The following is a 23,689-nucleotide window of genomic DNA, read 5'->3' on the forward strand; positions in this document are numbered from 1 at the left end:
CGTCACGGCACGTCGGCCGGTGCTCACGTGGCGCGGGTGCCCGCCAGTTCCTCCGGCTGCGGTCGGCCGGAGCCGGACGGACCGGACGGGACGAGCGGCCGGGCCCGGCCGAGCAGGACCGCGACCAGAACGGCGGTCACTGCCAGCCCGCCCGCTCCGCTGAGCACGGCGAGGTGGATGCCGTCGATGAAGGCGCCGTCCACCGCTGCCCGGACCGGCCCGGGCAGCGCCGCCGCCGTGCCTCCGGGGCCGTGCGCCACGCCGGCCGGGGCATCCGCGATCGAGCCGACGGCCTCGGGCGGGACACCGAGCCGGTGCAGGGCCGAGGTCAGCGAACCCGTCATCCGGTTGGTCAGGACGGCGCCGAGCACCGCGATGCCGAGTACGCCGCCCAGTTCGCGCAGGGTGTTGATGGTCGCCGAGGCCATCCCGGTCTGCGCCGGGGCGACCCGCTGCATCACCGCGATCGAGACCGGGGTGAAGGTCATGCCCATCCCGAGGCCCATCGCGAACAGCGTCCACAGGTAGGCCGGGTAGTGCGCGTGGTCGCCGTACAGCGACAGCCCGCCTAGGCCCGTTGCGCACAGCGCGAGGCCGAGCACCAGCGGCAGCCGCGGACCGTAGGCCGCGGTCAGCCGACCGGAGAGCGGTGCGGCGACCACCAGCATCGCGGTCATCGGGAGCCCCGCGTAGCCGGCGGCGGCCGGGGACCAGCCGAGCACGCCCTGCATCATCAGCGGCAGGAAGAACAGCGCCCCGAACATCCCGAAGCTGACCATGAACCCGCTGAGCAGCGCGCCGCCGAGCGCCCCGTCGCGGAACAGGCGCAGCTCCAGCATCGGTTCGGCGATGCGCAGTTCGAGTACCAGGAAGGCCAGCAGCAGGACGGCGGCCGCGGCGCCGCAGCCGAGCACCCGCGGGTCGGTCCAGCCCCGGGAAGGGCCCTCGATCAGCGCGTAGACCAGCAGGGCCAGGCCGGCCGCGGACAGTGCCAGGCCCATGAGGTCGATCCGGCGCGGGCGCGGGGCGATGTCCGGCAGGACGCGGGCGGCGAGCAGCAGTCCGGCCACGCCGATCGGCACGTTGATCCAGAACACGCTGGCCCAGCCGAGGTGTTCGACCATCGGACCGCCGACGACCGGGCCGATGGACAGGCCGAGCGCGGAGACCCCGGACCAGGTGCCGATCGCCTTGGCGCGCTCGCGTTCGTCGGTGAAGACATGCCGCAGCAGGGCGAGGCTGCCGGGTGTGAGCAGCGCGGCTCCGACTCCCTGGAGCATCCGGGCGCCGACCAGCACGCCGATCTCCCCGGCGAGCGCAGCCACGGCGGAGCCGGCCGTGAACAGGGCGAGGCCGAGGCGGAACACCCGGGTGCGGCCGTAGCGGTCGCCGAGCGCGCCGCCGGTCAGCACCAGGGCGGCGTAGACCAGGCTGTAACCCTCGGCGACCCACTGCAGGCCGCTGATCCCGGTGTCCAGGTCCTGCCCGATCCGGGGCAGGGCGTTGTTGACGATGACGTTGTCCAGCATGGACATGAACATGGTGACGCAGAGCGTAAGTAGCGCGAGCCGCTTGCGGCGGGCACTCGACTCCTCCATGGGACCCCTCCCGATCTAAGGCCCCTAACAGTGTTAGGCGCTTGTCCGGCAGCCATAGGGTGTCCCTAACGGTGTTAGATTGCAAGCGGGATTCCACGACACCGCTGGGAGGCGTCCGCACAGCCATGCCGGAGATCAACGGCGCCACGCCGGAACACAACGCCGGGACACCCGCCCTGACCAGGGAAGCCCTCGCCCAGGCGGCGCTTCGCGTACTGGAACGGGACGGCCTGGCCGGACTGTCCATGCGCAAGGTCGCCGCCGAGGTGGGCGTCAAGGCGGCCTCGTTGTACTGGCACGTCCGCAACAAGGAAGAGCTGCTCGACCTGCTCAACGACGCGATCATGGCCTCGGCCGAGCCCCCGCCGCGCGAGGGCGACTGGCGGATGCAGATGCGCGGATACTGCTGGCGCCACCGACAGCTGCTGCACGACAACCGCGACGCCGCCAAGGTCGTCGCCGGCCGCCTCGCCCCGGGGCCGCACATGTTCGGACTGCTGGACGACCAGCTGGACCGCCTGCGCGAGGCCGGATTCTCCGACGCGCACGCCGCGCTGACCACCTATCTGCTGAGCTCCTTCGTCCAGGGCTTCGTCCTCCAGGAACAGTCACCGATGTCGGCCGCCGAGGCCGACGGCGCCAGCCGTCTGGAGGTCACCACCGAGGTCCGCGACCGCTTCCGCGCCCTGCCCGTCGAGGACTTCCCCAATCTCGTCGCCCTGGCCGGCGACCTCACCGAGCCGAGCCTCGACGCCCGCTTCGAGTTCTGCGTCGAGCGCATCCTCGACGGACTGGCGGCCCTGCTGCCGCCGGAGCACCAGTGACGAACCGATGACGCACCGCCCGCCGGGCCTGCCGGGCTTACCTGGCCTGCCGTGCGACGACGGCTCCGCCCTCGACTACGATGATCACCAGGCAAAGGCCAGGCAAAGGAGCGGTGGGGCGATGGTCGAGCGTAAGGCGGCGGAGAAGCCGGCCGCTCACCAGCCCGGGGACCCGACGCCGGTCCCGGGCGGACAGGTCGGCCCGGGCAGATACATCGCAGAGACGTCGATGGGCTGCCTCGGCGAGCTGCTGACCGAGATCGTCGGCGGGCTCGTGCTCCTCGTCCTCACCACCGCCTCCCTGGCGGGCGCCTATCTCCTCGCCCGCGCCCTCCACCAGGCGAGTCCGGCAGGGGCGTACGGCCTGGCCGCGGTGGGGCTGCTCGGGCTGGCCCACGGCATCCGTCACTGGCGCCGCCCCAAGGAACAGCGCAGCCGGGTCGGCCGCATCACCGCCGCCGTCACCGGCGCGCTGGGCTTCTGGCTGATCCTCTGCGTCGGATACGCCCCGTTCGATGCCGCCTTCGGGCTGAACATCGGGCTCTGACCGGTCCGACGGCATGTATGCTCACCCGGCGCCCCGCCCACCGTCCACCGCCCACCGTCCACGGAGGAGTTACCGATGGCCGAGCCGCATTCCCACGACGAGCCCTACGCCCAGGGCCTGTTGGACGTCGGCGACGGGCAGCGGATCCACTGGAACACCTCCGGCAACCCGGCGGGCAAGCCGGCTGTGGTGGTGCACGGCGGGCCGGGCTCCGGCCACCATCCCGGCTCCCGGCGGTACTTCGACCCCGAGCGCTACCGCGTCGTCCAGTACGACCAGCGCGGCTGCGGGCGGAGCCTGCCGCACGCCGCCGACCCGTCAACCGGGCTGGAGCACAACACCACCGCGCACCTGGTCGCCGACCTGGAGCGGCTGCGCGAGCACCTGGGCATCGACAAGTGGCTGTTGTACGGCGGCTCGTGGGGTTCGACCCTGATACTCGCGTACGCGCAGGCCCACCCGGAGCGGGTCTCCGCGATCGTGATCTGCGGGGTGACCATGACCCGCCCCGAGGAGACGGACTGGCTCTACCGGGGCGTCGGCCGTTTCCTGCCGGGCCCCTGGGAGAAGTTCCACGCCTTCCCACCCGCCGTCGACCGGGACGGCGACGTGCTCGACCTGCTCACCGCCTACAGCCGGCTGCTCAACAGCCCAGAGGAGGACGTCCGCCGAGCCGCCGCCCAGGCCTGGGCCACCTGGGAGGACGCCGTCATCGCGCACGAGGTGCTGGGCAAGCCGAATGCCTACTCCGACCGCCCCTCCGACGCCCTGATGGCCTTCACCCGGATCACGGCGCACTACTTCTCGCACCAGGCCTTCCTGGCGGACGGCCAACTGCTGCGCGACGCCGGTCGGCTGGCCGGTATCCCGGGCGAGCTCATCCATGGACGGCTCGACCTCGGCGGCCCGCTGCAAACCGCTTGGCAGCTGGCCAAGGCCTGGCCGGACGCCAACCTGACGGTCATCGACGAAGCCGGACACACCGGCAGCCCGCGAATGGCGGAGGCGGTCCTCGCGGCCGTCGAGCGCTTCGCCTGAGAGCGGAACCTGCTCTTCAGCAAGGCCGTCATGGAGCAAGCCAAGCCCGACTACCGCTGCGTCATGGTGACCGACAACTTCCTCGCATTCCGGGCGGCGCTGATCGCCCGCAGGACCGGCACCGACGTCAACGGGCATGTGTTCGGCTCGCCCACCGCCCGGTAATACTGGCCGAGTGCGGCCATCCGGGAGTTCGCGGCGGTGTTCCTCTCGCACAAGCGGGTCAACTTCGGGATCTGCGGCCTCCTTGCGCTCTGCGGGGTGCTGGCGGCGCTCTGAGCACCTCGGGTTTCGGGGGCCTGGGTGTTCGGGTTTGGGTGTTCGGGTTTGGGCGTAAGGGGCTTGGGGCGTACGGGCCTCGGGGTCTCCGGGTCTCGACTGCTCAGCCTCGGGCTCTTCGGGCATGGTCTGTTCGGTTGGGCCCCGGTCGTCGCGGCGGTCGCCGCCACGGTCGGGGCCCGGCTGTTCAGCGGTGGGTTCGCCGGCCGGTCAGGCCGCCGGGCGGGGGGTGAGGATCGCGCAGGTGGTGGTGGCGTGGGCGTAGAGCTTGCCGTTCTCCGCGCCGACCACCCTGGCCTCCGCGGTCGCCATCGTCCGTCCCAGGTGGAGCACCACGCCCTCGCAGCGCAGGAGCCCCGAGTCGGCGAACAACGGACGCAGCATATGGACGTTCAACTGCGTGGTGGTGTAGCCGATCCCGGCCGGCAGCTTGCTCAACACGGCGCAGCCGAGCGCCGAGTCGAGCAGGGTGGCCAGGTACCCGCCGTGCACGGTGTTCATCGGGTTGAAGAGGTGGTCGCCCACCTCCCCTTCGAACACCGCCGTGCCCGGCTTCACCTCGACCAGATGAAAGCCCATGGTGCTGCAGATCGACGGCTCCGGGATCCGCCCGGCGATCCACTCCAACAGGACCTCCTCGCCGGTGAGGTGCGGATACTCGGAGATCGGCGGACCGACTGTCCAGGTGTGGGTGCGGGAGCGCGACTCCTGACCGCCCAGGGACTGCTGCTCGGTGGGGGCAGGCTGGTGATTCGTCATGAGACCAACCTGCCTTGTTCGAACCCCTGGCTCAAGTCCCGTCCGGTACACGCCCGTCGGCCTCACTGGTTCACTCATGCCTCATGCCGCCCCCTCCTTCGCGCGCAACCCTGCGAACAGGTCGGTCTCGCCCCCGCCCGTCCCGGGTCCGCCCGTTGCGGGTCCACTCAGGAAGCTCCGAGCCAGGTGGTAGTCCTCCGTCGGCCAGACCTCACGCTCGATGTCCCGGGGGTGGGCCATGAACGCGGCGCCGGGCTCCACCTGGGTGGCGTGCGCCAGCATCGCCGCGTCCCGTATGGCGAACTGCTCGGAGCAGGCGATTCGGGTGGTGGTCGCGAGGGCGGGCGGGGTGTCGGGCCAGCCGGCGAGCAGTTCGCCCATGGCCGAGTCGACTCCGCGCTCCGTCATGGCGTCGTGCAGCGTCTGGAACCAGGCCCGGGAGAGGGCCAGGTGGTAGTAGAGCTTGGCCGCCTGCCAGGGCTCGCCCGCCTCGGGGTAGCGCTTCGGGTCGGCGGCGGCCTCGAAGGCCTCGGCGGTGACCTGGTGGGTCATCACATGGTCCGGGTGCGGGTACCCGCCGGTCTCGTCGTAGGTGATCACCACCTGCGGGCGGAACTCCCGGATCAGGGCGACCAGCGGGGCCGCGGCGACCTCCACCGGCTGGGCGGCGAAGCAGCCCTCCGGCAGCGGCTCTCCGGGGCCTGGCATCCCGGAGTCGACGAAGCCGATGAACTGCTGCCGCACGCCGAGGATCTCACGGGCCGCGGCCATCTCCTCGCGCCGGATCCGGGCGAGGTTGTCCCGAACCTCGGGCCGGTCCATCGCCGGGTTGAGCACCGAACCGCGCTCGCCGCCGGTGCAGGTGGCGACCAGGACGTCCACGCCCTCGGCCGCGTACCGGGCGAGGGTGGCCGCGCCCTTGCTGGACTCGTCGTCGGGGTGGGCGTGCACGGTGAGCAGACGCAGGCCGCCAGGATGCTTGGTGAACATGAGGTACCTCCATGGTCGATACGAATGGATGGGGATCGGTCAGAACCGATGGGGATCGGTGTGAGCCCGCCCAACTGATGGATGATCACTGACCGACGGCCGGTCAGTCTGCCTTACGGTCGGCGCCCGGGTAGAGCAGGGCCGGCGCGATGGCGAGCGCCGACAGGGCCAGCACCCACCAGAAGGTCGCGCCGAAGGCCGCACCCGGCTGGCCGGGGTGTCCGGCCTGCGCCCGCTGGAGGACCAGCGTCAGCACCGCCGTGCCGAGCGCCCCACCGAGCCGGTTGAGCACGTTGACCGCACCGGCGGCCGCCGCCACCTGCGACTTGTCGACGCTCCCGTACACCGCCGCCATGCCGGGGATCAGGACGATCCCCATGCCCGCCCCGCGCAGCGCCAGCGAGCCGACGAGCAGCCAGTCCGCCGGGCCAGAGCCCGTTCCCAGCTGGGTGAACACGAGGGTGCCGAGCAGCGAGCAGCCGATACCGAGCAGGATCAGCGGGCGGGGCGCGAAGCGGTCGGCTATTCGCCCGGCCAGCAGCGAAGTGACCGCCGTACCGAGCGCCTGCGGCGCGAGTAGCAGCCCGGCCTCGACCGCCCCGGCGCGCTCCACCTGCTGGTAGTAGAGCGGGACCAGGAACATCGAGCTGTACAGCGCGGCGCCCTGAAGGAAGCTGTTCGCCGTCGCCACCGCGAAGCCACGCCGGACGAACAGCCGCACGTCGATCAGCGGCGCCCGGGCCCCGTCACGCCCCGCCCGCAGCGCGTGCCGACCGTACGCCATCAGCAGCACCGCACCCACCGCGACCGCCACCGGGCCGACCGCGCCGCCCTCGCCTATCGTGGAGAGCCCGTAGACCAGTGCCGTCAGGCCCGGCGACAGCAGCACCACACCCGTCACATCCAGTCGGGGTTTCGCGAGTTCCGACCGGCTCTCGGCCGGAAGCCACCGGGCCGCCAACAGCAGGGTGAGCAGCCCCACCGGCACGTTCAGCAGGAACATCCAGCGCCAGTCCAGGTGCTCCAGCACCAGCCCGCCGAGGATCGGCCCCAGGACCGGGGCCAGGCTGATCGGGAGCAGCATGGTGCCCATCACCCGCGCGATCCGGGAGCGCCCGGCCTCCTGCACCATGAGCGTCTGCCCCAACGGCTGGATCATCGCGCCGCCGACGCCCTGGAGCACCCGAAAAGCGATCAGGCTGCCCGTCGACCAGGCCAGTCCGCACAGCGCGGATCCCAGCACGAACAGGACGACCGATCCGAGCCAGGCGCGCCGGGCGCCGAAGCGGCCGGCGGCCCACCCGGAGAGCGGCATGGTCAGCGATATCGCCAGCAGGTACCCGGTGGCCACCCATTGGACCGCGGCCATCGAGCTGTGCAGGTCGCGGGCGACGGAATCGATGCCGACGTTGACGATCGTGGTGTCCAGCAAGGCCAGGATCGGGCCCAACGCGAGCACCGCGCCCATCTTCAGCAGGCCGGGCGGCAACCGCTCCGGCCGCTGCGCCCGAGCGGCCCCGCGCCGACCCTTCGCGGCGCTCTTCTCCGCGCGCCTCTCCGAGCCCTTCGTCGTGATCCGCGTGGTGACCGATGTGGTCATGAACCCTCCCCTGGGCCGCTCCTCCGTCGACCGCTCCGGCCGACGTGAAGAACTTAGGACGGGCCCAGTTATTAGGTCAAGCATAATTTCCGTGCTCGACCCAGCGAACTGCGCTAGGCTCCTGCCATGACCGACACCGGGAACACGCCGAACCTGCGCGAGCTCAACAAGCGCCGCACCCGCGAGGCGATCTCGCACGCCGCGACCAGGCTCTTCATCGAGCAGGGCTTCGACCGGACGACCATCGCCGAGGTCGCGGCCGCCGCGGGCGTCGCCAAGATGACCGTCACCAACCACTTCCCGCGCAAGGAGGACCTCTTCTTCGACCTGCACGAGGAACTCGTCGGCCGGCTCGCCCGCGCCGTCGCCGAGCGCGCCCACGGCGAGTCCGCCCTCGCCGCGCTGCGTCGGGACTGCCTGACCGCGCTCGACCGGCACGACCCACGACTCGGCTTCTCCGGCGAGGACTTCGCCCGCACCGTCGCCGAGAGCCCGGCCCTGGGCGCCCGACTGCGCGAGCTGAACGAGCAGGCCGAGACGGCACTCGCCGAAGCGCTGGCCGAGGCCGTGCACGCGATACCCGTCGACTTCGAGAGCCGGGTCGCCGCCGCCCTGCTCGCCGCCGTCGACCGGGCGGTGTTCACCGAGGTGTTCCGCCGCACCCTGGCCGGCGAGGAGCACGCCGCGATCACCGCCGCGGTGAGCCCGTGGGCCGCCCGGGCCTTCGACCGACTGGAGGCTGCCCTTGGCAGCTACGCCGTCCGCGAGGGCCAGGCCGTTTGAACGCCGACCGGTAACTTGTCGCGCGAGCCCGAACACGACGATGGAACACTCACACCAAATACCGCCCTTGACGAAAAGTTGACCTGTTCACGGCAGAAGGTTGACGACCGCCGCCCCTATGGTCGGCCCATGCCCTCACAGCCCATCAGGCCCACCGCCCTGCCGGTCCTGCCCTACCGCAAGCCCACCCGCGGCCGGGACTTCTGGGTCCTGGACAACGTCCTGCCCGACCCGGACGCCGTCCGCGAGCGCGTCCTGGCCCGGGGCGACTGGACCGAGGGCTACCCGTACCGCCCCGAGACCTGGCCGGGCGTGCGCACCATGCCGGGCCTGGAGCCTGACGAGCTGGCGCGGGTCGAGGCACTGGTCCGCAAGGCCACCGGCGCCTCCCGGCTGTGGGTGCAGAGCACTCCGGGCGGCGGCACGCTCAACCACAACTGCGTCCAGGTCGTCGGCGCCGGAGAGTCGGAGTCCCGCCCGCACACCGACTCCCGCGCCCTCTGCCGCTACGCCGCCGTGCTCTACCTCAGCCCGGGCGCACCCAAGGACGCAGGCACCAGCTTCTACCGCCAGCAGTTCCCCGGCGGCCGCCTCGGCGGGAACCTGGTCAACGCCCTGCACAACAACCTGGTCGAGGCGCTCGGCACCCGCCACGTGCCCGCCGACCACTTCGCCGAGGACGTCCGCGTCCCCAACCGCTACAACCAACTGCTCCTCTACCACGCCAACCTGATCCACAGCGCCACGAATTACTACGGCAACGAGTTGGCGGACCGCCGCATGACGGCGGTGTTCTTCTGGATGGCCTGACCAATAGCCTCAACACGCCCTGAAGCACGCCCTGAAGCACCGCCTGAATCACGACCCGAACGCCACACCACCCGGGTTCAGGCCGCCCCTCCCCGGGGACGCTCGCCGCATGAACACCGACGCCGCACCCCCGACCGAGACGGTCCGACCCGACTGGGCCGGGATCGACCAGCTGCCCACCCTCGACCTGCTCCACCTGATGAACGCCGAGGACCGTACCGTCCCCACCGCCGTCGCCGGGGAGTTGGCCCGGATCGCCGTCGTGGTGGACGCCGTGGCCGCCCGGATGGCCCGCGGCGGGCGGCTGGTCTACGCCGGGGCGGGGACGGCCGGGCGACTCGGGGTGCTGGACGCCGCCGAGTGCCCGCCGACCTTCGGCACTGATCCAGCCCTGGTCGTCGGCCTGGTCGCAGGCGGCCGGACGGCCGTGACGGAGGCCGCCGAGGGCGCCGAGGACCGTACCGAGCTCGCCGAGGCCGACGTCGCCGCGCTCGACCTGACCCCGGCCGACACCGTGGTGGGCGTCTCCGCCTCGGGCCGCACGCCCTACCCGGTGGCGGCGGTGCGTGCCGCACGGGCGGCCGGGGCCCTGACCGTCGGGCTGGCGTGCAACCGAGGCTCGGCGCTGGTGGCGGCCGCCGAGCTGGGGATCGAAGTGGAGGTCGGCCCCGAGGTGCTGGCCGGGTCCACCCGACTGAAGGCGGGCACGGCACAGAAGCTGGTGCTCAACATGCTGTCCACGGCCGTGATGGTCCGTCTCGGCCGGACGTACGGAAATCTGATGGTCGACCTCCGGGCCACCAACGCCAAGCTCCGCGAGCGTGCCCGACGGATCGTCGCCGAGGCCACCGGCGCCGACCAGGACGCGGTCCACCGGGCCCTGACCGCGACGGACGGACGGACGAAGGACGCGATCCTGGTCCTGCTCGCGGACGTGGACGCGCCCACCGCCGCCCGACTGCTCACGGCCTCGGGCGGACGGCTGCGCGACGCCCTGAAGCCGGCCGGAGGCTAGCCCAGCTGCAGGTCGGCCGCCACCACGACCTCGCCCAGCCGCGGGAAGTTCAGCTCCACCGAGGCCCGGTGCTCGGCCTCCGTCAGCCCGGTCATCGCGTCCTCGACGAACACCAGCCGGTACCCGTGGTCGGCGGCCGCGCGGGCGCTCGACTCCACACCGAGGTTGGTGGCGATCCCGGTGAACACCAGCGTCTCCACGCCGCGCGCCTGCAGCAGCTCGTGCAGCCCGGTGCCCTGGAAAGCGCCGATCGTGCGCTTCACCACGACCTCGTCGGCCGCCGCCTCGACCTCGGCCAGCAGCTCGCTGCCGGGCGGCTGCTCGGCGACGCCCGGCCGCTCGACGCGCACCGCGACGACGGGGGCACCGGCGGCGCGGAAGGCCTTGGCAAGCTCCAGCGAGGACGCCACCACCTCCGAACCGGCGTGCGGCGCGAGCGGGTTGGCGACGATCCGGTCCATCAGGTCGATCAGGACCAGGGCGGTGCTGCGGGGATCAAGGGTGGTCATGGCGCTCACGCTAGCCCATGCCCGTCGCCGGTCACACCTTCACCAGGACCCGCCCCCGCACCCCCACCAGGACCCGCGCCCGCGCCCTCGACGGAACCCGCCCCCGCACCCTCGGCCTCACGCGCGATCTCGGCCCGGAACCCCTCGATCAGCACCCGCAGCCCGTACTCGAAGTCGGCGTCGTGGTCGGTCATCCGCAGCACGTCGACCGCCTCGCTCAGCAGTGGCAGGTCGCGCAGCGCCTCGTCCGGGAAGGGCGGCCTGGCGCGCTCCGCGGCGTCCTGCCGCCAGGCCTGCTCCTCGGTGACCCAGCCCATGAGGTACCGGTCGACGGTCAGCAGCAGTCGCAGCGCGGTGCGCGGACGCAGCCCGGCCCGGCACAGGGCGCTCAGCTGAGCCTCGACGGCCGGGAGTTCGCCCTCGGTCGGCAGGGTGCCGGCGTGCACCCGGGCGCCGTCGCGGTAGGAGAGCAGGGCGCGGCGCTTGGCCCGGGCGTCGGCGGCGATCCACGCGGGCCAGTGCTCCGGGTCCGGCTCGCGGTCGGGCGGCAGAGCCTCGGCGAGCATCGCCTCCGCCATCAGGTCGAGCAGCTCCCGCTTGTTCTTGAAGTGCCAGTACAGCGCCGGTGACTGCACGCCGAGCTCCCGGGCGAGCCGCCGGGTGCTGAGCCCGTCGATGCCCTCCTCGTTGAGCACGCGCAGCGCGGTGCGCACCACCTCGTCGCGTTGCAGTGCCATCGATCGGCCTCCCGGTTATCCGCTTGCGAGGCCACCTTATCGCCGCTAAATTCCAGGCCGGACTTTATCAGTGATAAGGAGCGGGCAATGAGGACTGGCGACAGGACCGGCAATCACGCTCAGTGACAGAAGCACCGCCGAACGCAGCATGCAACACGCAACGTGCACACCCAACGTGCACACCCCACCTGCATCGCGCCCAAGGAAGCCGTCGCGAGAGCGACGGCCGCGAAGGGACCAACCCCCTCATGACCTCAGGAACGGACCGCCTCCGGTACCGACTACTGCCGAACACCGCCCCCTGGCGCTCCTCCCGCGACTTCCGGCTGACCTGGACCTCCGGCACGGTCACCCTGCTCGGCTCGGTCTTCACCATGACCGCGATCCCGCTGCAGATCGCCCACCTCACCGGCTCTCCGCTCGCGGTGGGCGCGGTCGGCGCGGTCGAACTCGCGCCCACCGTCCTCTTCGGCCTCTACGGCGGCGTGCTCGCCGACCGCGCCGACCGCCGCACCGTCGCCCTGGTCACCGAAGTCGCGCTGGCCGCGCTCAGCGCCCTGCTGCTGGCCAACGCACTGCTCGGCACGCCCGCCGCCTGGCCGCTCTACCTCGCCGCCGGGCTGGCGGCGGCGATCCAGGGCCTGCAACAGCCCTCGGTCGAGGCGATGATCCCCCGACTGGTGCCGCACGACCAGCTGGTGGCGGCCGGGGCGCTGCTCTCGCTGCGCTGGAGCATCGGCGGAGTGGCCGGGCCGGCCGCCGCCGGGTTGCTGATCGCGACCGCCGGCGTCCCGGCGGCGTACCTGGTCGACCTCGCCACCTTCCTGCTGTCGATCGCCCTGCTCGCGCGGGTCCGGCCGATCCCCTCGGAGCGCGACGCCGAGCCGCCCCGGCTGCGCGAGTTCACCGAGGGAGCCCGGTACGCGACCCGGCGGCCCGACCTGATCGGCACCTACCTGGCCGACCTCGCGGCCACCGTCTTCGCCCTACCCACCGCACTGTTCCCCTTCCTCGCCGAGGAGTTGGACGCGGTCTGGGCGCTCGGCCTGCTCTACTCGGCTTCCGCCGCCGGCAGCCTGATCGCGGCCGCCACCGGCGGCTGGACCGAGCGGGTGCACCGGCACGGACGGTGGGTCCTGCTCTCCACCGCCCTGGTCGGCGCGGCCACCGCCACGGCCGCCGTCGCCCCGGGCCTGTGGGCCGTGGTGCTCTGCCTGATCGTCGCGGGCGGCGCCCACTGGATCGGCGACACCTTCCGCAGCGCCATCTGGAACCAGTCCATTCCGGACGAACTCCGAGGCCGCGCCGCCGGCCTGGAGATGCTGATCGGCTCCACCGGGCCGGCCCTCGGCGACCTACGGGCCGGCGGCCTCGCCGCCCGCCAGGGCATCCGGGCCGCGCTGGGCACCGGCGGCCTGCTCTGCCTGGGCAGCAGCACCGTCCTGTCGGCCGCACTCCCCGCGCTCTGGCGCTACGACCAGCGCGACCACCGGCGCGAACGCCAGCACGAACAACATCTCAAGCACCAGCACCACCCCGAACACCCACAGCGCCGACACCAGCACGAGCACCCGCAGCACCAGACCCCGGAGCCCTCCCCGTAAACCGCCGCTCAACCCACGACGGGCACCACCGCATGCCGGGCGATCAACTCACCGGGCCGGCGCGGATCGCCGACGCCACGCATGGGCAGCACGGTCAACGTGTACGTCTGTTCGTTCCCCCGAGCAGCACGAAGCGTTCGGGCGCGCCCACCCGCACGCCCGTCCCTTGACGTGAATACGCCGCTCCGCGCGAACCACCGTTGACCGCCCACCCCACCCGGCGGTTGGCTCACCCAGAGCCGACCGCCGGGGAGTTCGACGCAACCAGCCCTGGACGCCGTCTGCCCTGGACGCAACCAGGCCTGGACGCAACCAGCCCTCGACGCCACCGGGCGTCACCGTCGACGCGGCCGGCCGTTCCCAGGGGAGGGACCCGATGACCCGCACGCGCACCACCGCCCGCCCGTCCCGGCGCCTGCTGCGCGCCGCCTGCGCACTCGGCGCAGCCGCCGCACTCGCGCTCACCACCACCCAGGCGGCCCAGGCGGACCCCCGCCGGAAGTCCGGAGTCGAGCGGGTATCCGTCGGCCTCGGCCAGGCGCAGCCCGACGGCGCCTCGCACGCCGCCGGGCTGAGCGCCGACGGCCGCTACACCGTCTTCACCTCGAACGCCACCAACCTGGTGCCCGGCGACACCAACGGCAAGTCCGACGTCTTCGTCCGCGATCTGCGGACCGGCGACACCGAGCGGGTCGACACCGGATCGGACGGCGCGCAGGCCAACGGTGGCTCCTTCGAGGCCACCATCAGCGGCAACGGCCGGTACGTCGCCTTCAGCTCCGACGCCACCAACCTGACACCCGGCGCCAACCTCGGCGCCCAGGACGTCTACGTCCATGACCGCTGGACCGGCGAGACCACCCTCGTCTCCGTCGGCGAGGAGCCTGGCAAGCCGCAGCCGAACCAGTTCTCCGGGCACCCGTCGCTCAGCTGGGACGGCCGCTACATCGCCTTCCAGTCCAACCGCACCGACCTGGCCCCCGGGACGGTCACCTGGTTCGGCGCCAACATCTACGTCCACGACCTGTGGACCGGCGAGAACCGCCTGGTCAGCATCGGTGCGGACGGCAAGGAGGCGAACGGTTCCTCCGCCGCCCCCGTGATCAGCGCCGACGGCGGCAGCGTCGCCTTCATCTCCAAGGCGACCAACATCACCAGCCAGGACAAGCCCGTCTCCCTCTCCCCCGACGCGGCCGCCGGGCTCGCCGCCGAGTCCGGCCAGGAGCCCGACGAGCAGTTCGTCCGCGACTCCTTCCGGACCGACGACCGGCCCCGGATCCTCAAGCCGCACCTCTACCCGCTGTACGTCCGCGACCTGCGCGCCGAGGAGACCACTATGGCCAGCGCGGACGAGAAGGGCGGCTGGCGCGGAGCGGACTACCCCTCGCTCAGCCCGGACGGCCGGTACGCGGTCTACTCGACCTGGGTCCAGCACGGCGACAACTGGTGGGAGCGGCACTTCGAGGTGTACGTCCGCGACCTGGAGGAGGGCACCGAGACCCAGGTCAGCGTCGGCCTGCCCGGGACGAAGACCACCGGCGACTCCCTCAACGGGCAGATGACCGCCGACGGCCGCTGGGTGTACTTCGACTCCACGGCCGCGAACCTGGTGGCCGGCGACACCAACGGCGTCGGCGACGTCTTCCGGCGTGACCTGTGGAGCGGCCGCACCGAACGGGTCAGCGTGGCGAACGACGGCGCGCAGACCACCGGCGCCTCGTACGGACCGTACGTCGACGCCCATGGCACCACGGTGGTGTTCGGCTCGGACGACGGCACCCTCGTCCCGGGCGACACCAACAAGGCGCCGGACGTGTTCGCACGCCACCTGCCGAAGCACTGACACCCACCACAACGCCCACGCCCCGACCCAGCCCCGAATCCCGACCCCGGCCCTGGCGTCGAACACGATGCCGGGGCCGCCCCCGACCCGCTACCCGAACTCGGGCAACAGGTATCCCAACTGCGAGATCACCGACCAGAGTTGATCCGCCACCTTGGCCGCCGCGGCGACCGCCCCGACGAACGCCTCGGGTGCGGCCGCCGCCGCGACCAGCCCGCCCTTGGCCACCGCCGCCAGCCCCGCGACCACGCCGGTGCCCACCGCCGCCCACACCCCCAGGGCCAGCAGCCCGACCGCGCCCAGCCCGGCCAGGAACAGCTCGCCCTCGGGGGTGAACAGCCGCCGGTCGCGCTCGATCGCCACCGCCAACTCCGGGACCAGCGTGGGCCCGAGCGCCCGGGAGCGCTGCCGGGCCCGGATCAGGTTGAGCATCGCCTCGCGGATCTTGTCGGGCAGTTGCACCGCCCGCAGCGGTACCCGGTGGATGTGGTACAGCACCAGCCCGTCGTAGCCGGGCCGCCCGTTCGCGGGCCTCGGGTACTCACGGAACTCGGTTCGGTTGGTGGGCCAGTAGCAGATCCAGTCGACGTAGGTCTCCCCGTTCTGTTCGATGACGTTGACCGGCATCGGCAGGATCATCAGCCCGGCCCCGAGCCGCCAGTCGGTGCCGGTGGCCACCACCGTGAACGGCAGCTGCTTGACGGCGGTGCGCTGCATGGCGAGCAGCCGGTTCTCGATCACCCGGCCGCACGGGTCCCGCAACACCGAGATCTTCCCACGGAGTTCGCGGTAGGTGTCCAGCGCGCCCTGCTCGGTGCCGACCTCCAGGGCCTCCATCCGCAGCTCCGGGACGTGGTTCTGGATCCCGAGCATGTCCGGTTTGAGCGCTCCGCCCGGGGTGAGTTCACGGACGGCCTTGATCAGCTTGACCGCCGGGGTGCTGCGGTCCTTGAGCATCCGTTTGATCGCCTCGACCTTCGCGGTCGGGAAGACGTTGCGCAGGTCCTCCGACAGCACCTGGAGCACCATCCGCAGCACCGGGTCCTGCGGCTGCGGGGTGAGCCGCCCGTAGGGCAGCGCGTCCTCGGGGTCCAGCCGGTCCCGGCGGGGGCTTCCCCACCACTCGGAGATCCGGTCGAGCTGGAAGGTCACCCAGGTCGCGCCGGGGCGGGCGTCGAAGTCCGCGCCGAAATGGTGGCGCACCCACAGCTCGGCGGCCAGGTACTCGAAGACCGTCGGCGGTTCGTCCCGCGCCTTGCCCAGCAGCAGGCAGGTGTCCTCATCCTTCAAGAAGCTCACGAGATGTCCTTCAGCGGACTGCTGACCGCGATGTCCGTCCCCGAGGTCGGCGTGTACTCGTTCCACTCCGCGATCAGCGTGCCCCGGTGCCCCGGGCGACGGATCGGGAAGGGCGTCAGGGTGCCGTCGTGGCGGTGGGTGAGCCCGGCGAGCAGCAGGTGGCCGTCGTCCGGCACCCGTACCACCCGGGCGGTCTCCTGGATCCGCCGGTCGTCGTACTCGTCCACGACCACCACGGTGTCCGGGTCGAAGCCCGCGCTGGAGGCCACCGGCACCAGCACCGGCGCTCCCCCGGCGGCCGGTTCGACCACGGCGGCACAGGTGGTCACCACCTCGTCCTCCAGGAGCAGCGAGCTGCTGCCCGGGTTGGCCGGCGGGATGCCCGGATAGTTGCGGTCGTCGTAGGCGGCGATCTCCCGGGCGATGGTCAGGTACGGGTGGTCGGCGGGCAGCGGGGCGCCGTGGAAGCCGCCCTCGGCGAACCGCACCCAGGCCTCCTCCCAGCCCTTGCGCACGGTGAGCACCACCCGGGCACTGCCCGCCCGCAGGAAGGCCTGCCGGTTGGCGTCGGGGTGGCTGATCCGGCTGACGAACGGCCAGGCGACGGGCGCGTCCCAGAAGTAGGAGTAGAGGAAGGTGACCACGTTCTCCCACTCGATGGCCTGGTTGACGAAGGCCACCTCCGCCTCGTGTCCCAGCACCGCCGCCCAGGCCGCGGCGCTCACCCCGAGCCCGCCGGTGTCGTTGCCGGGGAAGCCGGCGCCGTGGCGCAGCCGGTCGGGGTCGCTCGCGACCGAGGCCGTGAAGGCGTCGACCACCTCCGACGGCATCATGTGGTAGTCCACGCCGAGCAGGAAGCGCAGCACGCCCTTCATGATCTCGTCGCTCTCCTCGCGCCGGAGCGTGAGGGTGTCCACGCCGTTGAGGCGCTCGCGCAGGGCGGCGGCACGGGCGGCGAGGTCCTGCTGTTCGGCGTAGTACTTGGTCTGGGCGGCGTTGAACAGGGCCGCCCAGACGTCGTTCTGCCACTGCCGGCGCGCCTCGTCGGTGGGTTCGACGGCCGCGGTGAGGCTCAGCCAGGTCTGCCGGTTGTTGACCAGGTGGAAGCTCACCACGCACGGCCCGCCCGCGTGCCGCAGCAGGCCGCCGTTGACCGGGTCGGCGAGGTCGACGGGGCCGTGCGTGCCGTAGGGCTCGTTCCATTCGGGGATGGCGCTGCCGAGCACCTTGAGGTTGTAGTGGTAGTCGCCGGTGCGGCTCTCGGAGGTGAACTGGAACCAGAGGTTCTTGATCCAGTACCGGTCCGGGATGTTGAGCGGCGGCGCGTCGAAGATGGCGGCGCCGTCGTTGTTGGGCGCGGTGACGTTGACGTGGATGTCCGGGAGCGGGCCGGGGGCGAGCGGCACGGTGGCGCCGTACTTCTCGGCCAGCACCAGGTAGTGCGGCTGGCTCTCGCCGGGGCGGGTCTCCTCGGTGATGTCGGAGTGCGGCACGTCGAAGTGGAACGGTCCCAGCTTCGCCTCCAGGGCGGCGAGTTCGGCGTACGCCTCGCGCAGCGCCCCGGCCGGCTCGGGGATCGCCAGGTCGTAGGTGAGCCGCAGCCCGGAGCGGTAGAGCCGGACCCGCCACTTGCGCATCATGCTGAAGTAGTCGATCCGGATCGGGTCGGTGGGGCTGGCGTTCTTCAGCGTGCGGGTGGTGGTCTCCGAGGAGCCGGTCACGGTGGTGGTCGTGATGGTGACCTTGTGCTCCTGCTTGGTGCGCGAGGAGGCCTTCTCGGTGATCGTGGTCGCGTGCTTGCGGCTGTCGGTGGCGGACTGCGAGTCGGAACTCTGGCTGGTCATGCCGGAGGTGGCGGAACCGGAGATCAGCGGGATGCCGCCGGAGACGGTGCCGGTGACGTTGAACTGGTTGCTGTGCTGGAGCTGGCTGGTGGTGGACTGGGCGAGCTCGGTGTTGTCGGTGACGCCGGTCTCGCTGACGTTCTCCAGCGAGTCGGTGACGATCGAGCTGAACTCCTTGGAGGTGACGGACCACTCCTTCTGGCTGACGGCCGTCTCCTCCAGCGGCGCGAGCGGGATGGTGGCGACGAGTTCGCCGCGTTCGATCCCGGCCGGGGCCATCTCCAGGCGCTCCAGGTTGAGCAGGCCGATCGGGGTGACGGCCGCGTTGTGGTCGTAGGCGGCGTTCGCGGCGGCGGCCCGGCCGGCCCGGGCCAGGCCCTCGACGGTGCCGTCCGCGCGACGCAACTGTTCGAGGGCGCCGCCGAGTTCGCGCAGCGCGGGACCGTCCACGGCGGCGAGGGCGGCGGAGCGCAGCGGGCGGTCGGCGGGGTCGGCGGCGGAGGCGGCGAGCAGCCCCCAGGGCAGCTCGGCCGTCAACTGCTCGCGCAGGGCGGTCACTTCCTCCGGGTGGAGGTCGAGCCGGCGCAGGTAGGCGTGCTCGGCGAAGCCCGGGTTGTGCTGCGGGCTGTCGACTTTCAGCGGGACGAGGGTGGCCTTGGGGATGCTGCGGGCGGCGTGCCCGAGCACCACCGGCTGCTGCCCGCCACCAGGCCAGGGCGGAGTCGGAGGAGTCGGCGGAGTCGGCAAGCCCAGCGGCACGGGCGCAAGCGCGGGTACGGGCTCGGGCGTGAGCACGGGCGTCGACGCGGGCAGTTGCGCCGACAGCTGTGCGGGTGCCCCCTGGGCGTGGTCTGGCATGGCGGTCCCCTCCGTCCGTCTGCTGCCCGGCACCTACCCGGGCCCGTGACGGGGACGCGTCGCGGGCGAACGGCTCGCGGGGCACGGTGCGTTGCGCGGAGGCGCGAAGCGGCGGGCAGCCCTCCCGAGCGCCTGCCCGCACCGAAGCGCGCCCCCACCCCCGAGGGCCGCTGTGCCGGAGTGCCGGAGTAGCGACATGCCGGCCCGGAACGCCCACCTGCTGGGAGCGCGTCAAGCGAACACTTGCCCCGACCCCGTTGACTGACGCTTTGTCAACTATTCACCATCCCCTGTCTACCCGCATAGAACCGCAGGTGGTGGCATGGACACATCGCCCGGCACACCCGTGCCGAGCCCGTGTCAGGGAGCTCCCCACATGCTTCGTGCCCATCGCATCGCCCCCGCCGTCGCGACCGTCGTCCTCGCCGCTGCCGCCCTCGCCACCGCCGGCACCGCGCACGCCGCCCCCGCCACCACCTCGCACACCCGCGCCGCCCTCGACGCGACCTGCTCGCAGGCCTACCTCCCGCTGCCCGACCCGGCCTGCACCCCCGGCGCCACCAACCCGGACGTCACCCAGGACACCATCGACTCCACCATCTGCGTCTCGGGCTACAGCACCTCGATCCGCCCGTCCACCACGTACACCAACCGCCTGAAGGTCCAGCAGATCGCCGCGTACGGCTACGCCGACACCAACACGGCGGACTACGAGGAGGACCACTTCATCCCGCTGTCGCTCGGCGGCAACCCCACCGACCCGAACAACCTGTGGCCGGAGCCGCGCTACGCCACCGGCGCGAGCGGCCTGTCCTCCACCGGCAAGGACACCGTGGAGTACAAGCTCTACCGCGCCGTCTGCAACCACCAGGTCGACCTGGTGCCCGCCCAGCAGGCCATCGCCACCGACTGGACCACCGCACTCTCGGTCCTCGGTCTCAGCTGAGCGATCCGCTGAGTCTCGGCTGAGCCCCCGGCCGAGCCCTCAGCCGGTCGAAGAGCCCTCCGGCACGGGCGCCCACGCCCTCACAGCGTGAGCGCCCGCGCCGAGGCGCTGATCGGCGACGGGAGTTCGGTACGTCCCCGCAGGTAGCGGTCCACCGCGGCGGCCGCCGCCCGGCCCTCCGCGATCGCCCAGACGATCAGCGACTGTCCACGCCCGGCGTCCCCCGCGACGAACACGCCGTCGGCCCCCGTGCCGTACTCGTCGTCCCGTTCCAGCGTGCCGTCCGAGCCGACGGCCAGCCCGAGCTGGGCGAACAGCGGCTGGTCCGGCTCCGGTCCGGTGAAGCCCAGCGCGAGCAGCGCGAGCTGCGCCGGCAGCGTCCGTCCGGTGCCCGCGCGGGCGCTGCGGTCCCCCGGCTCGGTCTCGGCGAAGCACACGCCCGCCAGCCGCCGGTCCGGCCCCGGCTCGAAGCCGACCGTGGCGGCCGCGAACACCCGGGAACCCGCTCCCGACTCCTCGTGCGAGGTGGTCTCCCGGTACACCTTGGGGTGGACCGGCCAGGGCTGCCCGGGCGCCCGGCGCACCGGCGGCCGCGGGTTGATGTCCAGCTGGGTGACCGAGGCCGGGCGCTGGCGCAGCGCCGTCCCCAGGCAGTCGGCCGCGGTGTCCCCGCCGCCGACGATCACCACCTCGCGCCCCTCGGCGGACAGCGGCGAGGCCGCGCAGTCCCCCTCGTCCACCCGGTTCGCCCAGGTCAGGTACTCCATCGCCGGGTGCACCCCGGGCAGCCCGCGCCCGGGCACGGCCAGCTCCCGGCAGGCCGTGGCCCCCACCGCGACCAGCACCGCGTCGTACCCGGCCCGCAGTTCCTCGCCGGTGACGTCCCACCCCACCCGCACCCCGGTGCGGAAGGCCGTTCCCTCGGCCCGGAGCTGGTCGAGCCGCCGATCCAACCGGTGTTTCTCCAGCCGGAACGCCGGTATCCCGTAGCGCAGCAGCCCGCCCGGGCGGTCGGCCCGCTCGTAGACCGTGGTCGTGTGCCCGGCCCGGGTCAGCTGCTGGGCGGCGGCCAGCCCGGCCGGACCCGAACCGACCACCGCGACCCGCCGCTGCGGCCCCCGCCGGTCGGGCGGCTGGGGGCGGTCCCAGCCCGCTTCCCAGGCCCGGTCGGCGATCGCCAGCTCGACGTTCTTGATCGTCACCGCGGCTCCGCCGATCGCCAGCACGCAGGCGCTCTCGCACGGCGCCGGGCAGAGCCGCCCGGTGAACTCCGGGAAGTTGTTGGTCGCCAGCAGCCGGGCGGCCGCCGCCCGCCAGTCGTCCTCCGCCACCAGCCGGTTCCACTCCGGCACCAGGTTCCCCAGTGGGCAGGCGGCGTGGCAGAACGGCAGCCCGCAGTCCATGCACCGCTCCGCCTGTCCGCCCACCACCGGCAGCAGCGCCCCCGGCCGGTACACCTCCCGCCAGTCCCCCAGCCGCTCCCGCGCGTCCCGTCGCGCCCGCTCCGCGCGCGGGGTGGTGAGGAAAGCCATCCGGTCTGCCATCGCGGCCTCCGGCAGGGCGTGCCGACACGGACCCGGCGGCCCACCGGGCGGCGCGCCACCGTGTGGCCACCGTACGCCCACGAAGCGGCACAGGAAAGCCGTCGACCCGAGAACCCCGTGACCCGGCCGCGACTGCCGTGAGCACGCCAGGGAGAATCTCCCCATGACCCACACCGTGCTGATCGCCGAGGACGACCGTGCCATCCGCGACTCGCTCACCCGCGCCCTGACGCTGGAGGGCTACCGGGTCCGGATAGCGGCGGACGGCACCCAGACCCTCGCCGTCCTCGCCGAGCAGCGCCCGGACGTCCTGGTGCTCGACGTGATGATGCCCGCGCCCGACGGCCTGGAAGTCTGCCGCCGACTGCGCGCGGCCGGCGACCGCACCCCGGTGCTGATGCTGACCGCCCGGGTCGAGGTACCGGACCGGATCGCCGGCCTGGACGCCGGGGCCGACGACTACCTGGTCAAGCCCTTCGACGTGGACGAGCTGTTCGCCCGCCTGCGGGCCCTGCTGCGCCGCCAGCCGCCCGGGCCGGTCGAGGACGTGCTGACCGTCGCCGACCTGCGGGTCGAGCCGCCCGCCCGCCGGGCCTGGCGCGCCGGGGAGGAGCTGGAGCTCTCCCGCACCGAGTTCGACCTGCTGGAGCTGCTGGCCCGGCACGCCGGCGCCGTCCTGGACCAGACCACCCTCTACGAGCGGATCTGGGGCTACGACTTCGGCCCCGGTTCGAAGAACCTCGCGGTCTTCATCGGCTACCTGCGCCGCAAACTCGACCGCCCCGGCCTGACCCCCCTGATCCACACCGTCCGCGGCGTCGGCTACACGCTGCGCGAGCCGTGACCGGCCCCGCGCGCCCGCGCCCCCGACTGCCGCGCCCGGGCCTGCGCACCACCCTCTCGCTCGCCTTCGCCGCGATGGCCGCCCTGGTGGCGGTGCTGATCGGCACGCTCGGCTACCACGCCGCCGAGCACCTGATCCGCGACGACGAGACGGACGACTTCACCTCGGCCGTCCGGGCCGTGAGCGGCCAGGTCGAGCGCGAGAAGCTGTACCCGGGGGACTTCAACGGCCCGAGCGGGCTGAGCGAGCAGCTGCTGCACCCGATCCGGGTCACCGCGCAGGCGCTGGACTCCACCGGCGCCATCGTCCCGGGCACCGCCCACCTCGATCTCCCGACCACCTCGGACGACCGCGAGCTCGCCCGCGCCGACGCCCCCGCCCGGACGGTGACGGACGTGCGCCGCATCGACGGCAACACCTGCCGGGTGGGCGTGGTCTCGCTCGGCGGCGGCCGGGGCGCGGTCCAGATCGTGCAGCAACTCGGCGACATCGAGGAGCTGTTGGAGAAGCTGCGCCAGCAGATGGTGGCCGTGGTGGCCGGTGTCGTGCTGATCGCGGGCGCGGCCGGCTGGCTGCTCGCCCGGCGGATCAGCGGCCGGCTGGTCCGGCTCACTGACGCGGCCGAACTGGTCGCCGCGAGCGGCCGGTTGGACGTCCCGGTACCCGCCTCCGGCACGGACGAGGTGGGCCGGCTCGGCCGCGCCTTCGACCGGATGCTGGTCCGGCTCGCCACCGCCAAGGAGAACCAGCGCCGCCTCGTCCAGGACGCCGGGCACGAGCTGCGCACCCCGCTGACCAGCCTGCGCACCAACCTCGCGGTGCTGCCCAGCCTGGACCGGCTGCCGCCCGCGGAGCGCGCCGCGCTGATGGCCGACCTGGCCGAGGAGGCGCGGGAGTTGACCCTGCTGGTGGAGGAGCTGGTGGCACTCGCGGCGGACCGCAAGGCGGACGAGGAAGCGGTCGAGGTGGTGCTGGCGGAGCTGGCCCATGCGGCCGCTGTGCAGGCCCGGCGGCGCAGCGACCGGGAGATCACCGTGGACGCGGACGACACCACCGTCACCGCCCGCCCGGACGCGCTGGCCCGCGCGGTGGGCAATCTGCTGGACAACGCCGCCAAGTTCGACCCGGCCGGCACGTCCCCGATCGAGCTGGTGGTGCGCGGCCCGCGGGTCGAGGTGCGCGACCGGGGCCCGGGCATCGACGCCGCCGACCTCGACCGGGTCTTCGACCGCTTCTACCGGGCCACCGCCGCGCGCAGCCTGCCCGGTTCGGGCCTCGGCCTGGCCATCGTGGCCGAGGTGGCGCAGTCGCACGGCGGCATCGCCTTCGCCGCCAACCGCGAGGGCGGCGGCGCGGTGATCGGCTTCACCCTGGGCGGCTGACAGCACGACGGCGGGCCCGGTGCGCCGAAGCACCGG

General features: G+C 72.8%; 21 protein-coding genes. 12 read left to right on the top strand and 9 right to left on the bottom strand.

Features of this window, described 5'->3' with window-relative positions; translation table 11 throughout:
• Positions 1-23: 23 nt before the first annotated feature.
• Positions 24-1,598, bottom strand: coding sequence for an MFS transporter (locus ACIRYZ_RS13410; RefSeq protein ID WP_402943077.1), 1,575 nt, complete (start codon positions 1,596-1,598; stop codon positions 24-26).
• A 125-nt stretch (positions 1,599-1,723) separates the two neighbouring features.
• Here ACIRYZ_RS13410 and ACIRYZ_RS13415 point away from each other — a divergent pair, with 125 nt between their 5' ends.
• The 4 genes from ACIRYZ_RS13415 (at position 1,724) to ACIRYZ_RS13430 (ending at position 4,172) form a co-directional block, all read left to right on the top strand.
• Positions 1,724-2,422 carry a TetR/AcrR family transcriptional regulator gene (locus tag ACIRYZ_RS13415; protein WP_402943078.1) on the top strand — a complete coding sequence of 233 codons (699 nt, stop codon included), beginning with the start codon at positions 1,724-1,726 and terminating at the stop codon, positions 2,420-2,422.
• Positions 2,423-2,543: 121 nt separating this feature from the next.
• Positions 2,544-2,969: a hypothetical protein gene (locus ACIRYZ_RS13420; protein WP_402943080.1), complete on the top strand. Its 426-nt coding sequence runs from the start codon at positions 2,544-2,546 to the stop codon at positions 2,967-2,969.
• 75 nt (positions 2,970-3,044) lie between these two features.
• Positions 3,045-4,007: a prolyl aminopeptidase gene (gene pip, locus ACIRYZ_RS13425; protein WP_402943083.1), complete on the top strand. Its 963-nt coding sequence runs from the start codon at positions 3,045-3,047 to the stop codon at positions 4,005-4,007.
• A gap of 30 nt (positions 4,008-4,037) precedes the next feature.
• Entirely contained in the window at positions 4,038-4,172 is a 135-nt protein-coding gene (locus tag ACIRYZ_RS13430) for a hypothetical protein (RefSeq protein WP_402943086.1), read from the top strand.
• A 324-nt stretch (positions 4,173-4,496) separates the two neighbouring features.
• On the opposite strand, the gene ACIRYZ_RS13435 is transcribed toward ACIRYZ_RS13430, so the two are convergent.
• From ACIRYZ_RS13435 to ACIRYZ_RS13445, 3 genes are all read right to left on the bottom strand, one after another.
• Positions 4,497-5,045 carry a PaaI family thioesterase gene (locus ACIRYZ_RS13435; RefSeq protein ID WP_402943087.1) on the bottom strand — a complete coding sequence of 183 codons (549 nt, stop codon included), beginning with the start codon at positions 5,043-5,045 and terminating at the stop codon, positions 4,497-4,499.
• Between the two features lie 81 nt (positions 5,046-5,126).
• Positions 5,127-6,035, bottom strand: coding sequence for a mycothiol conjugate amidase Mca (mca, locus tag ACIRYZ_RS13440; RefSeq protein ID WP_402943090.1), 909 nt, complete (start codon positions 6,033-6,035; stop codon positions 5,127-5,129).
• Between the two features lie 103 nt (positions 6,036-6,138).
• Positions 6,139-7,635: an MDR family MFS transporter gene (locus ACIRYZ_RS13445; protein ID WP_402943092.1), complete on the bottom strand. Its 1,497-nt coding sequence runs from the start codon at positions 7,633-7,635 to the stop codon at positions 6,139-6,141.
• A 126-nt stretch (positions 7,636-7,761) separates the two neighbouring features.
• On the opposite strand from ACIRYZ_RS13445, the gene ACIRYZ_RS13450 reads away from it, so the two are divergent.
• The 3 genes from ACIRYZ_RS13450 (at position 7,762) to murQ (ending at position 10,243) form a co-directional block, all read left to right on the top strand.
• The gene (locus tag ACIRYZ_RS13450; protein WP_402943095.1) at positions 7,762-8,418 is read left to right on the top strand and encodes a TetR/AcrR family transcriptional regulator; all 657 of its coding nucleotides are present in this window, start codon (positions 7,762-7,764) and stop codon (positions 8,416-8,418) included.
• Between the two features lie 129 nt (positions 8,419-8,547).
• On the top strand, positions 8,548-9,228 hold the full coding sequence (locus tag ACIRYZ_RS13455) for a DUF6445 family protein (RefSeq protein ID WP_402943098.1): 681 nt from the start codon (positions 8,548-8,550) through the stop codon (positions 9,226-9,228).
• A gap of 109 nt (positions 9,229-9,337) precedes the next feature.
• Complete coding sequence (gene murQ / locus ACIRYZ_RS13460; protein WP_402943101.1) at positions 9,338-10,243, top strand: N-acetylmuramic acid 6-phosphate etherase; 906 nt, start codon at positions 9,338-9,340, stop codon at positions 10,241-10,243.
• Here the strand turns inward: murQ and ACIRYZ_RS13465 are convergent.
• Together ACIRYZ_RS13465 and ACIRYZ_RS13470 are read right to left on the bottom strand one after the other, a co-directional pair.
• A complete protein-coding gene (locus tag ACIRYZ_RS13465) occupies positions 10,240-10,752 on the bottom strand; it encodes an isochorismatase family protein (RefSeq protein ID WP_402943103.1) in 513 nt (170 codons plus the stop codon). The genes murQ and ACIRYZ_RS13465 overlap by 4 nt on opposite strands.
• Positions 10,753-10,757: 5 nt before the next feature.
• Positions 10,758-11,489, bottom strand: coding sequence for a TetR/AcrR family transcriptional regulator C-terminal domain-containing protein (locus ACIRYZ_RS13470; protein ID WP_402943106.1), 732 nt, complete (start codon positions 11,487-11,489; stop codon positions 10,758-10,760).
• A 248-nt stretch (positions 11,490-11,737) separates the two neighbouring features.
• Here ACIRYZ_RS13470 and ACIRYZ_RS13475 point away from each other — a divergent pair, with 248 nt between their 5' ends.
• Positions 11,738-13,093, top strand: a complete 1,356-nt coding sequence (locus ACIRYZ_RS13475) for an MFS transporter (RefSeq protein ID WP_402943109.1) — start codon at positions 11,738-11,740, stop codon at positions 13,091-13,093.
• Between the two features lie 376 nt (positions 13,094-13,469).
• On the top strand, positions 13,470-14,936 hold the full coding sequence (locus ACIRYZ_RS13480; RefSeq protein ID WP_402943112.1) for a TolB family protein: 1,467 nt from the start codon (positions 13,470-13,472) through the stop codon (positions 14,934-14,936).
• A gap of 90 nt (positions 14,937-15,026) precedes the next feature.
• Here the strand turns inward: ACIRYZ_RS13480 and ACIRYZ_RS13485 are convergent, their stop codons facing one another.
• Positions 15,027-16,235, bottom strand: coding sequence for a hypothetical protein (locus ACIRYZ_RS13485; RefSeq protein WP_402943114.1), 1,209 nt, complete (start codon positions 16,233-16,235; stop codon positions 15,027-15,029).
• Entirely contained in the window at positions 16,232-18,937 is a 2,706-nt protein-coding gene (locus ACIRYZ_RS13490; RefSeq protein ID WP_402943116.1) for a hypothetical protein, read from the bottom strand. Before ACIRYZ_RS13490 ends, ACIRYZ_RS13485 begins: the two co-directional genes overlap by 4 nt.
• Positions 18,938-19,313: 376 nt before the next feature.
• Between ACIRYZ_RS13490 and ACIRYZ_RS13495 the strand changes: the two genes are divergently transcribed.
• The gene (locus ACIRYZ_RS13495) at positions 19,314-19,883 is read left to right on the top strand and encodes a hypothetical protein (RefSeq protein ID WP_402943119.1); all 570 of its coding nucleotides are present in this window, start codon (positions 19,314-19,316) and stop codon (positions 19,881-19,883) included.
• Between the two features lie 80 nt (positions 19,884-19,963).
• On the opposite strand, the gene ACIRYZ_RS13500 is transcribed toward ACIRYZ_RS13495, so the two are convergent.
• On the bottom strand, positions 19,964-21,427 hold the full coding sequence (locus ACIRYZ_RS13500) for a glutamate synthase subunit beta (RefSeq protein ID WP_402943122.1): 1,464 nt from the start codon (positions 21,425-21,427) through the stop codon (positions 19,964-19,966).
• A 163-nt stretch (positions 21,428-21,590) separates the two neighbouring features.
• On the opposite strand from ACIRYZ_RS13500, the gene ACIRYZ_RS13505 reads away from it, so the two are divergent.
• Entirely contained in the window at positions 21,591-22,271 is a 681-nt protein-coding gene (locus ACIRYZ_RS13505) for a response regulator transcription factor (RefSeq protein ID WP_393038675.1), read from the top strand.
• A complete protein-coding gene (locus tag ACIRYZ_RS13510; RefSeq protein WP_402943124.1) occupies positions 22,268-23,653 on the top strand; it encodes a sensor histidine kinase in 1,386 nt (461 codons plus the stop codon). The genes ACIRYZ_RS13505 and ACIRYZ_RS13510 overlap by 4 nt, the downstream gene beginning before the upstream one ends.
• The last annotated feature ends 36 nt before the right edge of the window (positions 23,654-23,689 follow it).

Source organism: Kitasatospora sp. NPDC101155 (assembly GCF_044768305.1).
Lineage (GTDB): Bacteria > Actinomycetota > Actinomycetes > Streptomycetales > Streptomycetaceae > Kitasatospora.

Coding starts and splice junctions, on each gene's coding strand:
- ACIRYZ_RS13455 (WP_402943098.1), top strand. CDS start 8,548: ATGCCCTCACAGCCCATCAGGCCCACCGCCCTGCCGGTCCTGCCCTAC.
- ACIRYZ_RS13450 (WP_402943095.1), top strand. CDS start 7,762: ATGACCGACACCGGGAACACGCCGAACCTGCGCGAGCTCAACAAGCGC.
- ACIRYZ_RS13410 (WP_402943077.1), bottom strand. CDS start 1,598: ATGGAGGAGTCGAGTGCCCGCCGCAAGCGGCTCGCGCTACTTACGCTC.
- ACIRYZ_RS13500 (WP_402943122.1), bottom strand. CDS start 21,427: ATGGCAGACCGGATGGCTTTCCTCACCACCCCGCGCGCGGAGCGGGCG.
- ACIRYZ_RS13420 (WP_402943080.1), top strand. CDS start 2,544: ATGGTCGAGCGTAAGGCGGCGGAGAAGCCGGCCGCTCACCAGCCCGGG.
- ACIRYZ_RS13415 (WP_402943078.1), top strand. CDS start 1,724: ATGCCGGAGATCAACGGCGCCACGCCGGAACACAACGCCGGGACACCC.
- ACIRYZ_RS13495 (WP_402943119.1), top strand. CDS start 19,314: ATGCTTCGTGCCCATCGCATCGCCCCCGCCGTCGCGACCGTCGTCCTC.
- pip (WP_402943083.1), top strand. CDS start 3,045: ATGGCCGAGCCGCATTCCCACGACGAGCCCTACGCCCAGGGCCTGTTG.
- ACIRYZ_RS13505 (WP_393038675.1), top strand. CDS start 21,591: ATGACCCACACCGTGCTGATCGCCGAGGACGACCGTGCCATCCGCGAC.
- ACIRYZ_RS13490 (WP_402943116.1), bottom strand. CDS start 18,937: ATGCCAGACCACGCCCAGGGGGCACCCGCACAGCTGTCGGCGCAACTG.
- murQ (WP_402943101.1), top strand. CDS start 9,338: ATGAACACCGACGCCGCACCCCCGACCGAGACGGTCCGACCCGACTGG.
- mca (WP_402943090.1), bottom strand. CDS start 6,035: ATGTTCACCAAGCATCCTGGCGGCCTGCGTCTGCTCACCGTGCACGCC.
- ACIRYZ_RS13470 (WP_402943106.1), bottom strand. CDS start 11,489: ATGGCACTGCAACGCGACGAGGTGGTGCGCACCGCGCTGCGCGTGCTC.
- ACIRYZ_RS13465 (WP_402943103.1), bottom strand. CDS start 10,752: ATGACCACCCTTGATCCCCGCAGCACCGCCCTGGTCCTGATCGACCTG.
- ACIRYZ_RS13445 (WP_402943092.1), bottom strand. CDS start 7,635: ATGACCACATCGGTCACCACGCGGATCACGACGAAGGGCTCGGAGAGG.
- ACIRYZ_RS13430 (WP_402943086.1), top strand. CDS start 4,038: ATGGAGCAAGCCAAGCCCGACTACCGCTGCGTCATGGTGACCGACAAC.
- ACIRYZ_RS13435 (WP_402943087.1), bottom strand. CDS start 5,045: ATGACGAATCACCAGCCTGCCCCCACCGAGCAGCAGTCCCTGGGCGGT.
- ACIRYZ_RS13480 (WP_402943112.1), top strand. CDS start 13,470: ATGACCCGCACGCGCACCACCGCCCGCCCGTCCCGGCGCCTGCTGCGC.
- ACIRYZ_RS13475 (WP_402943109.1), top strand. CDS start 11,738: ATGACCTCAGGAACGGACCGCCTCCGGTACCGACTACTGCCGAACACC.